Annotated in this window: 13 protein-coding genes and 1 riboswitch; of the genes, 10 read left to right on the top strand and 3 right to left on the bottom strand. The window is 63.3% G+C overall.

Going from position 1 to position 12403, the window contains the following annotated elements; translation table 11 throughout:
- Positions 1-27 precede the first annotated feature (27 nt).
- From ACWF6P_RS15165 to epsC, 5 genes are all read left to right on the top strand, one after another.
- Positions 28-1209: a hypothetical protein gene (locus ACWF6P_RS15165; RefSeq protein ID WP_452621628.1), complete on the top strand. Its 1182-nt coding sequence runs from the start codon at positions 28-30 to the stop codon at positions 1207-1209.
- A 130-nt stretch (positions 1210-1339) separates the two neighbouring features.
- Positions 1340-1678, top strand: coding sequence for a DUF6802 family protein (locus ACWF6P_RS15160; protein WP_452621523.1), 339 nt, complete (start codon positions 1340-1342; stop codon positions 1676-1678).
- 277 nt (positions 1679-1955) lie between these two features.
- Positions 1956-3785, top strand: coding sequence for a phosphoenolpyruvate carboxykinase (GTP) (locus ACWF6P_RS15155; protein WP_317551408.1), 1830 nt, complete (start codon positions 1956-1958; stop codon positions 3783-3785).
- Between the two features lie 165 nt (positions 3786-3950).
- Positions 3951-4886 (top strand): cysteine synthase A, encoded by a 936-nt coding sequence (cysK, locus tag ACWF6P_RS15150; protein WP_019747115.1) that lies wholly within the window; start codon positions 3951-3953, stop codon positions 4884-4886.
- 5 nt (positions 4887-4891) lie between these two features.
- The gene (gene epsC, locus ACWF6P_RS15145; protein ID WP_003945907.1) at positions 4892-5470 is read left to right on the top strand and encodes a serine O-acetyltransferase EpsC; all 579 of its coding nucleotides are present in this window, start codon (positions 4892-4894) and stop codon (positions 5468-5470) included.
- 57 nt (positions 5471-5527) lie between these two features.
- On the opposite strand, the gene ACWF6P_RS15140 is transcribed toward epsC, so the two are convergent.
- From ACWF6P_RS15140 to ACWF6P_RS15130, 3 genes are read right to left on the bottom strand one after another with little or no spacing between them, the layout of a single operon-like run.
- Positions 5528-5830, bottom strand: a complete 303-nt coding sequence (locus ACWF6P_RS15140) for a hypothetical protein (protein WP_452621522.1) — start codon at positions 5828-5830, stop codon at positions 5528-5530.
- 28 nt (positions 5831-5858) lie between these two features.
- A complete protein-coding gene (locus ACWF6P_RS15135) occupies positions 5859-6809 on the bottom strand; it encodes a cation diffusion facilitator family transporter (RefSeq protein WP_452621521.1) in 951 nt (316 codons plus the stop codon).
- Between the two features lie 7 nt (positions 6810-6816).
- Positions 6817-7755, bottom strand: a complete 939-nt coding sequence (locus tag ACWF6P_RS15130; RefSeq protein ID WP_452621520.1) for an alpha/beta hydrolase — start codon at positions 7753-7755, stop codon at positions 6817-6819.
- A 148-nt stretch (positions 7756-7903) separates the two neighbouring features.
- Between ACWF6P_RS15130 and ACWF6P_RS15125 the strand changes: the two genes are divergently transcribed.
- The 5 genes from ACWF6P_RS15125 (at position 7904) to ACWF6P_RS15105 (ending at position 12264) form a co-directional block, all read left to right on the top strand.
- Positions 7904-8416, top strand: a complete 513-nt coding sequence (locus tag ACWF6P_RS15125) for a TetR/AcrR family transcriptional regulator (RefSeq protein WP_452621627.1) — start codon at positions 7904-7906, stop codon at positions 8414-8416.
- A gap of 16 nt (positions 8417-8432) precedes the next feature.
- Positions 8433-8568, top strand: a riboswitch (cobalamin riboswitch).
- A 117-nt stretch (positions 8569-8685) separates the two neighbouring features.
- Positions 8686-9693 (top strand): FecCD family ABC transporter permease, encoded by a 1008-nt coding sequence (locus ACWF6P_RS15120; RefSeq protein WP_452621626.1) that lies wholly within the window; start codon positions 8686-8688, stop codon positions 9691-9693.
- A complete protein-coding gene (locus ACWF6P_RS15115; RefSeq protein WP_452621519.1) occupies positions 9690-10508 on the top strand; it encodes an ABC transporter ATP-binding protein in 819 nt (272 codons plus the stop codon). Before ACWF6P_RS15120 ends, ACWF6P_RS15115 begins: the two co-directional genes overlap by 4 nt.
- Complete coding sequence (locus ACWF6P_RS15110) at positions 10505-11566, top strand: ABC transporter substrate-binding protein (protein WP_452621518.1); 1062 nt, start codon at positions 10505-10507, stop codon at positions 11564-11566. Before ACWF6P_RS15115 ends, ACWF6P_RS15110 begins: the two co-directional genes overlap by 4 nt.
- A complete protein-coding gene (locus tag ACWF6P_RS15105) occupies positions 11563-12264 on the top strand; it encodes a (2Fe-2S) ferredoxin domain-containing protein (protein ID WP_452621517.1) in 702 nt (233 codons plus the stop codon). The genes ACWF6P_RS15110 and ACWF6P_RS15105 overlap by 4 nt, the downstream gene beginning before the upstream one ends.
- The last annotated feature ends 139 nt before the right edge of the window (positions 12265-12403 follow it).

Genomic DNA, 12403 nt, shown 5'->3' with positions numbered 1-12403 from the left:
AGATGTGGTCGGGAAGTCATCGTGCAGATGTTCCGTGCTTCAGGCGAGTGTTCGATAGCGGCGCGCGAAGCGGACGCCGACGTCGTACTTCTGGTCGTCGATGCTGCCAGCGTGATCGGTCGCGAGGATCTTCTTCTGCTCGACGACGCAGCAGAAAGCGGAACGCCGGTGGTGGTGGCGTTGACCCGCGTTGACGTCTACCGAGACTGGCAGGCTGTGCACAGACGCGATGCCGAGGTTCTTTCCTCTCACTGCACCGCTTTTGCCCAGGCATCGATCGTTCCGATTGCGCCTGGTCAGGAGCAGACGCTCGTTGCCATCGTGAGCCAGGTGGCACGCGAGAGGCAGGCAGGCGACTCGAATTCCGGCGTCATAGCGCAGACACGTCGGATGATCGAGGTAGAGATCCGGAATCTTCGTGACAGCGTTCCGGGTGCCGAACTGCGGGCCGAGCGATCACAGCTGCTCGCAGACCGCGACGGCCGGCGAGGCGAACGACTGGTGCAGGTGCGAAGCCGACTGCAACGAGCGCGTGGGGATCTGTCACAACAAATCGCCGAAGCCACCCGGGCGACGGTCGCAGGGGCACGTGCCTGGGTCGACACGGCCTCGCGAGCCGAATTGGGCAGCGTACCGATGCGGTTGCAGCACGAGGTCGACCATCACACTCGGGCAATCGATGCCGCGATGGCGGCAGCTGTCGAGGTGGCGGGTGCGACCGGCTACGTGGCTTCCCCACGGATTCCGGAGGACCCGCCGGATCGTCGACGGAGAAATGAGGACCGGGTGACGATTCTCGTCGGCGCGTCCGCGGGCCTCGGGCTCGGCCGGATCGCGGTGACTCCGCTGGAGATGATTCCGGCATTGGAGTTCGCGAGCATCCCGGTGACCTTGGTACTGGGTGGCGTCGCGGCGTGGTGGTTGGCGCGAACTCGCGGGCTGATGGCGGATCGTGCCCAATCGCGGTCGTGGATCGTCGAGTCGATGTCGACGGTGCGCGCTCAGTGGGGGCAGCGGGTACAGAGCGTGCTGCTCGAGGCGGAGGCAGATCTGGGAGCGGCGATCATGGCGGAGAGTCGCGAACAGTTGGCGTCGGCGCAGGCGCGAATCGTGGAGATCGACGGTGAACTTCGTGAGCTTGCCGCGGCCAGATCGGGTCAGCTCGCGTCGTGCGAGCGCGACCTCGCCGCGTTGAACACTGCCCTCTGACGATTCTCGGGCGGGCGGTTGTCCACAGGGCGGCAATTTCGGCCACGCGTGATCGGCCGAGTCTGGTAATACTGAGCGGACGGTTTCGGTAGGGGTTGCCGAAGCAGCAGTCACTTTCTTTGGGGGATTCATGGATGCATTTCTGATCACGGCCGGACACATCGACGGGCACGAATCCGAAGCGCTCGATCCTGGGCGTATCGAGCCCGAGAATTTCGGTCCTTCGTCCGGTCCGGTCGACGCGGGCGATCTGAATTTCGACGCCTTCGACTTGGACGGTGACGGGACGGTCGACAGCCACGTCGTCCACTCGGACGACGCCGTCGTGATCGTGTCCGATTTCGATCGTGACGGTAGCGCCGATCGCCTCACGATGATCGAGTCGGACGGCGACTACTCGGCCTGGGAATGCCGTCGAGACGACGCAGGCTCCCTCGTCTGGCAGAAAATCGATGCCGGCGCGCTCTGAAAAGCTTCCGTTTATGTGCTCTGAGCGCCGGGTAGGCAGCTGAACACACCAACTGAATCGTTTCTGTGACATTTCTGACCGCACCCGATTACCTGCAGGTGAACAGCCAGCGTTAACCTCAATACATAGGACACCCGGCGTCCGTGAAATCCACGTGAGTGGATGACGCGGCTGGACCCCGTCGAGAGGGGGACACCGGGATCGACTGGTATCGGGGCGCTGCAGTTCGCATCCGGTGTCACGAGAACCCGGTTCCGGCTCACCCCAGGAGAGTTTGATGACCTCAGCGACCATTCCCGGTCTCAATGGAACTGACGGCACGCCCCCCACGGAGCACAAGGAACTGCTTGCATGGGTGCAAGAGGTTGCCGAACTCACCCAGCCTGATCGCGTCGTCTTCGCAGACGGCTCGGACGAAGAATGGGACCGACTGACCACGAAGTTGGTCGAGGCAGGAACCTTCACCCGCCTCAACGACGAGAAGAAGCCGAACTCTTTCCTCGGCAACTCCGATCCGTCCGATGTGGCGCGAGTCGAATCGCGCACGTACATCTGCTCGAAGGAAGAAATCGACGCAGGTCCCACCAACAACTGGATGGACCCGGCGGAGATGCGCACCCTCATGGGTGACCTCTACCGCGGTTGCATGCGTGGACGCACCATGTACGTCGTTCCGTTCTGCATGGGCCCCCTCGACGCCGAGGATCCGAAGCTGGGCGTCGAGCTCACCGATTCCGAGTACGTCGTCGTCTCCATGCGCGTCATGACCCGCATGGGCGGCAAGGTTCTCGACAAGCTCGGCACCGACGGATTCTTCGTCAAGGCTCTGCACTCGCTCGGAGCTCCGCTGGCCGAGGGCCAGGAAGACGTGGCGTGGCCGTGCAACGACACCAAGTACATCACTCACTTCCCCGAGGATCGTGAGATCTGGAGCTTCGGTTCCGGCTACGGCGGAAACGCTCTCCTGGGCAAGAAGTGCTACTCGCTGCGTATCGCTTCGGCAATGGCGCACGACGAGGGCTGGCTGGCCGAGCACATGCTCATCCTCAAGCTGATCTCGCCCGAGGACAAGGCCTACTACATCGCGGCGGCATTCCCCTCCGCTTGTGGCAAGACCAACCTCGCGATGATCCAGCCGACCATCCCCGGATGGCGCGCCGAGACCCTCGGTGACGACATCGCCTGGATGCGTTTCGGTGAGGACGGACAGCTGTACGCCGTCAACCCGGAGTTCGGTTTCTTCGGCGTGGCTCCCGGCACCAACTGGTCTTCGAACCCCAACGCCATGCGCACCATCGACCAGGGCAACACGGTCTTCACCAACGTCGCTCTGACCGACGACGGTGACGTCTGGTGGGAGGGCCTCGAAGGCGACCCGCAGCACCTGATCGACTGGAAGGGCAACGAGTGGACGCCCGAGTCGGGCACCCATGCGGCGCATCCCAACTCGCGTTACTGCACCCCGATGTCGCAGTGCCCGATCATGGCTCCCGAGTGGGACGACCCGAAGGGCGTGCCGATCTCGGCAATCCTGTTCGGTGGACGTCGCAAGACGACGGTTCCGCTGGTCACCGAGGCTCGCGACTGGCAGCACGGCGTCTTCATGGGTGCAACGGTCGGCTCCGAGCAGACTGCAGCAGCCGAAGGCCAGGTCGGTACGGTTCGTCGCGATCCGATGGCGATGCTGCCGTTCCTCGGCTACAACGTCGGTGACTACTTCCAGCACTGGATCGACCTCGGCAAGTCCGCGGACGCGTCCAAGCTCCCCAAGGTCTTCTACGTCAACTGGTTCCGGCGTGGCGACGACGGACGCTTCCTGTGGCCAGGCTTCGGCGAGAACTCTCGCGTCCTGAAGTGGATCGTCGAGCGTATCGAGCACAAGGCTGCGGGCATCGACACCCCGATCGGCGTCGTTCCCACCGGATCGGCACTCGACATCGAAGGCTTGGACGTGTCGGACGCCGACATCACCGAGGCTCTCGCGGTCAACATCGACGAGTGGAAGGCCGAGATCCCGCTCATCGAAGAGTGGTTCGACTTCGTCGGCGAGAAGCTGCCGACCGGCATTCGTGACGAGTTCGAAGCTCTGAAGCAGCGGTTGGCCTGATAAACCGCCCCCGTATGTAGTGGCCTGATGCCGCATTGGTTCAATTTGATGAACCGATGCGGCATCGGTCGTCTGTATGCCCTTGCCTGTAGCCGTAAAGCAGTTCAGCCGTATAGCAGTGATCAGCGAGCGGGTCGACACACTCGATCCTCAGGAGGACCAGATATGAGCGGGATCTACAACAACGTGACCGAATTGGTCGGGCGCACCCCGATCGTGCGGCTCAACCGTCTGACCGAGGGCCTGGACGCACAGGTTGCCGTCAAGCTGGAGTTCTACAACCCGGCCAACAGCGTCAAGGACCGGATCGGTGTGGCAATCATCGATGCCGCCGAGAAGTCCGGTGCACTCAAGCCCGGTGGCACCATCGTCGAGGGCACAAGCGGTAACACCGGTATCGCCCTTGCCATGGTCGGTGCTGCTCGCGGCTACAAGGTCATCCTGACCATGCCCGAGACCATGTCCACCGAGCGTCGAGTGATGCTTCGTGCCTACGGCGCCGAAATCGTGCTGACTCCGGGCTCCGAGGGCATGGCCGGTGCGGTCGCCAAGGCCAAGGAAATCGTCGAGCAGACCGAGAACGCCGTCTCGGCCAGCCAGTTCGCGAACCCGGCCAACCCGGCCATCCACGAGGCCACGACGGGCGAAGAGGTCTGGGCCGACACCGACGGCGCCGTCGACATCTTCGTGTCCGGCATCGGCACCGGCGGCACCATCACCGGCGTCGGACGCACCCTCCGCAAGTACAAGCCCGAGGTCAAGATCGTCGGTGTCGAGCCCATCGATTCGCCGATTCTCAACGGTGGACAGCCCGGCCCCCACAAGATCCAGGGCATCGGCGCGAACTTCGTGCCCGACGTTCTCGATCGTGAAATCTACGACGAGATCATCGACGTTTCGTTCCCTGATTCCATCGAGGTGGCTCGCGCTCTCGGTACCCAGGAAGGCATCTTGGGCGGCATCTCGTCCGGCGCCATCGTGTGGGCAGCACTCGAACTGGCGAAGCGTCCGGAAAATGCCGGCAAGCTGATCGTGGCTGTCGTGTGCGACTTCGGCGAGCGTTACATCTCCACCCCGCTGTTCGAACACATCCGGGATTGAGACTTGTGAGTATCCTCGGGACAATTCGCGAGGACCTGCAGGCTGCGCGCGGTCAGGATCCTGCCGCGCGCAGCAATGTGGAGAACGCGCTCGTTTATTCAGGGCTGCATGCCATTTGGGCGCATCGGGTTGCGCATCGCATGTGGGCCGTCCCTGCACTACGCGGTCCGGCGCGAGTGCTCTCGCAGCTGACACGCTTCGTCACCGGCATAGAGATTCATCCGGGTGCCACCATCGGTCGACGGTTTTTCATCGACCACGGCATGGGCGTCGTGATCGGGGAGACGGCCGAGGTCGGCAACGACGTGATGCTCTATCACGGCGTCACTCTCGGTGGTCGCTCGCTCGAGCAGGTCAAGCGCCACCCGACGCTGGGCGACCGGGTCACGGTCGGTGCGGGTGCCAAGATTCTCGGGCCCGTCGTCATCGGCGAAGGTAGCGCTATCGGCGCCAACGCCGTTGTCACCAGAGATGTTCCGGCCGAATCCATCGCGACAGGCATCCCGGCGGTGGCGCGGCCACGGACCACCAAGGAGAAATTGGTGGACCCGAACAGTTACATCGATCCTGCGATGTACATCTGAACGTCTTCCTCGGATGGCCACCCCTCGTGTCGACGACGGGTGGCCATCGGCGTCTGCTCAGGCGCGCGTCAGGCGCCACCCGAGACGTCCCAGTACGACGGCAGTCAGAGCGCCCAGTGCTGCTCCGATCAGGGGATAACAGGCCAGGGCGAGCCAGCGCGGTCCGTCCAGGGGTTCGTAGGCGGTGGCCACCGTCGACTCGTAGTCCCGCGCCATTTGCGCGTCCCGAAATGGTACGTAGGCACCCTGGTAGACGATGGTCTCGTCAGGGCTGGTCATCACGTCGATCAGACTGCCCACCAGGGGAATTCCCCCGACGACAAATCCCAGAACCATCAGAATCACGATCAGTGCGCGCATCGAACGAGCCTATCGCCCAGCCGAAAGTTCAGACGGTGATCGACGGTTCTTCGGGCGTCGAGAGAGTCAGGATCGCCCGCACGACGCGTGGGCTCTGCTCGAGTGAGCGTTCGAGTTCGCGCAACGTGTGCGCCACACGGGATTCCACGTAGTCACCGACCAGATCGACGCTGGCTACCAGGTACACCTGCCGGGGCCCGAGGTATTCCATGCGCAAGAACGTGATTCGGTTGATCTCGGGTAGTTGAGTGAGGGCTTCGACGGCTGCTGCCCGCAGCGTCGGTGAGGCCTCTTCGCCCACCAGGAATCGGCGGTTGCGATCGATCAGGATGATCGCGATGACTCCGAGAAGTATGCCGACGAAGATGGAGCCGAGGGCGTCGGGGATCGGCGAACCGGTGATCTGGTGCAACAGAACACCGACGAACGCGATGACCAAACCGATAAGTGCCGCAGCATCTTCGGCGAACACGGCCCGAGTCGTCGGGTCGGATGTGTTGAGTGCCTGGGTCATGACGTCGCGGTTCACGGCGGACGCTTCGTTTCGGAGTTGTTTGTACGCCTGCCGGAACGAGATGCCTTCGAGGATGAACGAGACGCCGAGGACGGCGTAGGCGACACCGAAGTCGGACGCCGGTTCGGAATGGAACAGTTCCTGGATGCCATGGGTGATCGAGACACCCGCGCCGAGTGCAAACAGTCCGAGGGCGGCGAACATCGACCAGATGTAGGCCTCCCGGCCGTACCCGAGTGGCTGGTCTCGGTCGGGAACCCGTTTCGAGCGGCGGTTCGCGATCAGCAGCAGCACTTCGTTGCCGGTATCGGCCCAGGAGTGGGTCGCCTCGGCGACCATCGAGGCAGATCCGGTGACGATGGCGGCCGCGGTCTTGGCCCCGGCGATCAGTGCGTTCGCCGCAAACGCCAGTACGACCGTCGTGGTGCTCTCGTCGGCCGATGCTTCCGTTTCGGTGCTCACCATTCTCAGGCTAGGCGGGTGACGACGGTTTCGTGCGGTGACGCTCGGCGACGGAGCGCAGCAGTGTGGCGACGGCGTCGTGGAACTGCGTCAGGCCCGGCTCTTCGACGGGAAAGTGCCCGCACCCGTCCAACATCACGGATTCGGTGGGTGCGTTGATACGGCGAAGGAACTCCAGGCTCAGCTCGGGCGGTGTCCATCGGTCGTCGGCCGGGTGGGTGAGCAGGACAGGCGTCGTCCGAAACGATTCGGGCGCGGTGTGCTCGAACGAGAAGTAGCTGCTGAGGAATCCGAGTGGTACTCGAACGCCGCCGCCGCGCGGATCCGTCGCACACAGCGTCGAGAGTTCCCGATTGCTGCTCATGTTCGCGACGTCGGCGACCCAACGGATGGGTACGCGGATCCGGCCCACCAGCCGATCGGTGCGGCGCATCAGGGGAGCGCCGTAGACACCCATCGGGGCGAGCCGCGCTGCGGCAGCTCTGGCTGAGGGATTCGACGGATCGAGCAGGCAGGTAGCGACAACGGCGTCGGCCAGACCGGTCCGCGCGGCCACCTCGTAGGCCAGCAGACCGCCGATGCTGGCTCCCAGCAGTACCAGCGGCCGATCATCGGCTGCCTTCTCTGCTCGGACGAGATCGCAGAGAAGATCGACCCACTGCTCGTACCGGACGCCGGCGGGGTCGGCTGCAACGGTGTCGCCGTACAGCGGAAGGTCGGGGAAGAGGACTTCGGCGCCGAGTTTCACGCCGATCCCGGCAAACGGCCACAACGCGCCCGAGTACCCGCCGGCGCCGTGGATGCCGAGAACACGAACCGGCGCGTGCGGCACCACCGCCCGTGCGACGTGGACGGTATTGCCGTTCCACTCCCACCACGTCGGGGTCGGCGCCGGCATGTGGTCGGCGTACCGGGCGGGCATAAACTTCGAATAATCGGCGCTGGTCACCTACACAATTCTCGATACCGGCATCGCGGCTGACAACTCGCATCGGAGGACCGTGTCGACTCTGCGGAAAAGGCCCTCCCAGCAGCGCTCCAGGGCTACGTACGACGCGATCCTGGAGGCAGCTACTCGCGTTTTCGCTTCGGAGGGCATGGCGGCGACCACCAACCGGATTGCTGACGAGGCAGGCGTGTCGGTGGGCTCGCTCTACCAGTATTTCGGAAACAAGTACGAGATCCTCTCCGAGTTGGCGAACCGTCACGTGAGTGCCGCGCGGGAAAGTTTTGCGGTCTGCCTTTCCGACATCGTCGAGCGCGAACTCTCCCTCGACGACGCCGTCAGGATGTTGGTGGAGTGCGCGGTCGCGGTGAACAGTAAACCGCGACAGTTCTTTCACCTGCTCTACGATCAGGTTCCGCGTACGCCTGAGCTCATCGAACAGGTCGAAGGAATGAATCGGCAACTGGTACTAGGGTTTTCGGAGGTGTTGGAAAGCCGTGGATTCAGTGCGCAGGACGCGTTGTTGACCTCGCGGCTGACCGTGACTGCCGTGGACAGTCAGGTGCATCGGGTTGTGCTGGAATCGGATTCACCCGAAGAACTTCGGGTGCGCACGGAAGCCGTCGTGCGGCATGCGAGATCGATGATCGCGTCGGAATCCTGATCCAGTGTCGAGAATGGTGACCGCCGTCCGTTATGGTTCTGACGTCATCATCGAGGTAATGGGAAGTCGGTGCAATTCCGGCGCGGTCCCGCCACTGTGAGGTCGTCCACGCGTCGACCGTAGCCAGACACCACCCTCGTTGACGTTGTGTCATGCCACGAGGATGGATCGGTCACACCATGAATGCTGTTGGCGGAGCTCTGTCTCCACCTACCCACCTGCCTTCGCCGAAGGCTGGTGCACCGCGAGGACGACTCAGTCCGGGTATCGTGCTGCCCGCTCTGCTGGTCGTCACCTTGCTCTCGGCTGTGTGCGCATTGGCCTTCGGATCCGAGATGCTCCCCGTGTCCACCGTGGTGGACGTGGTGCACTCGCGCTTCGGAGGCCCGGCCGTCACACGCTCGGATCTTGCGATCGTGTGGGGGATCAGGGCACCTCGGGTGCTGCTCGGTCTGGCTGTCGGCGCTGGTCTTGCCGTTGCCGGCGCGGTGGTGCAAACCCTCGTCCGCAATGCTCTTGCCGATCCCCACCTGCTCGGAGTGTCGTCCGGCGCGAGTGTCGGTGCTACCGCCGTCATCACCACCGGACTGTTCGCCGGCGCCGGAGTATGGGCACTCAGCCTCGGTGCGATGATCGGAGCTCTGGGAGCTGCGATCCTCGTCTTCACCATCGCGACGCTGCAAGGCGGCATAACTCCGCTGCGATTGGTTCTGACCGGCACTGTTACCGCATCTGCGTTGTCGGCCATCGCGAGCTTTCTGGTGCTGCGCACCAACGACTCCCAGGCTGCGCAGTCCGTATTATTCTGGCTCCTGGGAAGTTTGGCCGGTGCCTCCTGGGACAAGTTGTGGGCGCCGGCCATCGTGGTGGTCCTGTTGACGGCAGCGGTGTTCGCGCTGCACGGTTGGTTGGACGCACTGGCGGCCGGGCCGGACGTCGCGGCTTCCCTCGGTATTCCCATCCGAACCCTGCGAAACGTGTTGTTCGGAGTGCTGGCAGCGTTGGTCGGCACGATGGTTGCAGTGTCCGGTGCGATCGCCTTCGTAGGCTTGGTCATACCGCACGTGACACGCATGATCGTCGGAGCCAGACATCGAGTGGTGTTGCCGGCGGCGGCGCTGATCGGGGCGTCGTTCCTGGTGTGGGTCGACGTCGTGGCGCGGACGTCGTTGCGGCCGACCGAGATCCCGCTGAGCGTGGTGACCGGAGTGATCGGTGCCCCGCTGTTTCTTCTGCTTCTCGGCCGTCGGCGCTACCGATTCGGTGGTAGTTCGTGAGCACCCGTGCACTGCCGCTGACTGCGTCCGGAGTAGTTGTCCGCATCGACCGTCGAACCATCGTCAAGGGCGTCGACATCGTGGCTGACGCCGGCGCAGTGGTGGGTGTGGTCGGTCCGAACGGCTCGGGCAAGTCGACCTTCTTGCGTGCTCTCGCCGGTCTCGGACCGATCGCCGGCGGTGACGTTCGCGTCGGCGGCGAGTCCGTGCACGCGATGTCGGCGCGTTCGCGGGCCAAAGCGATTTCTTTTGTGGCGCAGGAAGAGCAAAGTCCCGCCGACCTGTTGGTTCACGAATACGTGACTTTGGGGCGCACCCCACACGCAAAGCCCTGGAGCGTCGGCGGAAAGCACGAGAATGCCGTCGTCGATCGTGCTCTGGGCGAGGTCGGAATGATCGAGCACCGGTTCTCTTCGATGGACACGCTTTCCGGCGGTGAGCGTCGGCGGGTGTTTCTCGCCCGAGGTCTCGCGCAGGACGCCGGCGTACTCATCCTCGACGAGCCGACCAATCATCTCGACATCCGGCATCAACTCGAACTGCTCGATCTGGTCCGGTCGTTGGACCGGACGGTGATCATGGCACTGCACGACCTCGATTTGGCTGCAGCAGTGTGTGATCGGGTACTCGTGCTCGCGGACGGAGTTGCCAAAGCCTTCGGTCATCCCTCCGATGTACTCACCACCTCGGTGGTCGCAACTGTTTTCGGCGTCGAGACTTTCGAGCTCGTGAACCCTGCGACAGGCCGTTCACATCTCGTATTCGAATCACGAAATTCTCAACCACAACTCACATTTTCGGAGACTGCACTTTGATACACGTCAAGACCCGCGCGTTGTTCGGTGCGGTCGCAGCCGCGACAGCGTTGTTCGCCGTTTCCGGCTGCACGGCGACCGCACCCGTCGACGAAGCCGCAGACAAGACTTCGGTCACGCTGGAGAACTGCGGAACGGAAAGCACTTTCCAACTTCCGATCGAAAAAGTTGTTGCCACAAGCAATGCGGCCAATATCGGCACCATTCTCCGAGTCGGCGGACTGGATCGTCTCGCTGCGGTCGTGTTGAACACCAACAACGACGCGGTCATGGATTCGATGTTCGGTCCTGGAATCGCCGACGTTCCACACCTGGACGGAACGATCACGATGGAGACGATTCTGGGTAAGCAGGCGGACCTGGTGGTCGGCTCGTACAGCGGCTTGTTCAAGGGAGCGTCCGGTGTGACGCCGGAATCGCTGCAGGGCAACAATATCGACTCATATGTGATCTCCGACAGCTGTCGGCAGAGCGCCGCCGCGGATTCCGCGCTCGGAACGATGGGTCCGTGGGATGCCCTCCGTGCAGACGTGACGAATTACGGAAAGCTGTTCGGAACCGAGGACACCGCCGCCGAGGCGCAGACCGAATTGGATTCGCGTTTGGCACGTTTGGAGTCGGCACCGGATGCGGGCGACAAGCCGAAGGTGCTGATCTACGACAGCGGTGAAGAAGATCTGTACACCAGCGGAGGTAATGGAGCCCCCAACGGAATCATCGATGCGGCCGGGGGAACCAATGTGTTCGCCGACGTCGACAACACCTGGTTCAAGGCGAGCTGGGAGACCGTCGCGAAGTCCGAACCCGACGTCATCGTGATCATGGACTACAAGAAGAGTGCCGACGAAGTACAGGGCAAGATCGACGCGATCAAGAGCCGAGAAGGTCTACGTGACCTCGACGCCGTCAAGCAGAACCGCTTCGTCGTACTTCCTCTCGCCATGTTCACCAGCGGATTCCCCAACATCTACGGCGCGGAACAGTTGCGCGCGAAGATCGAAGAGTTCGGGCTGGCTCCGTCGAGCAGCATCGACTGGACAACCGCGCCGTCGGCATGAGCAACAACCGGTGCTCGCGTCGGGTGATTGTCGTCTTACGGCCGACTGTCAGCGGCCTGGACGAGTCGGCTGCACGACGGATGCTCGCCGCTGTTCAGGCGGGCACCGACGTCGACGTTCGCGTTGCGTACCTCGATGTCGCTTCGCCGAGCCTGCACGAGGAACTCGATCGAGCCCTTACCGATGACGTGGGCAAGGTCGTGCTGATTCCAGTTGCGGTGCCGAGGGATCGGTACCTGCTCACCTGGACAAGCAAGGCGGTTGCGAACTGGCGCGAAACCCGAATCGACGCCGAACTGGAAGTGACGCTCCACGAATCGGAATCGCTCGAAGGTGCGGTGGCCGGGCAGGTGATCGACGAACTCGACTCGGCGGGAAAGCCGATTACAGCGAGTCCGGCGTCGTACCGCAGTCCGGCGTGGTCGGTGATCGAGCAGCACGATACACATCTGTTGGTGTGCAAGGGGCCCCGCTGTATGGCGTACGGAGCAGGACCTCTCCACCGGGCGATGAGCGCGGCGGCCAAAGGTACTTCGGCAAAGGTGACGGGGACCGGTTGCCTGAGCCCGTGCAACCTGGGGCCGTTGGTGATCGCCAACCCCGGTGGCACCTGGTTCGGTCATGTGGACGCCGGAGACGCCGACGCGTTGGTGTCCGGTCTCGAGGATCAATTGGTGGATCACGTTCTGGACCGGTAGATGCAGGGTCGGTGAAAGCAGAGAACCCGCTGGGCGCGAAGTGCGCTCAGCGGGTTCTGGTGTCCTGTCTCAGGAACCGAAGGGCAGGGTTCCCGGCGGGATCTGGTATCCACTGCTGCCGACGGAGGCGCTGCCCCAG

The organism is Rhodococcus sp. NPDC055024 (assembly GCF_053608585.1).
This window is presented reverse-complemented; position numbering and strand designations above follow the sequence as displayed.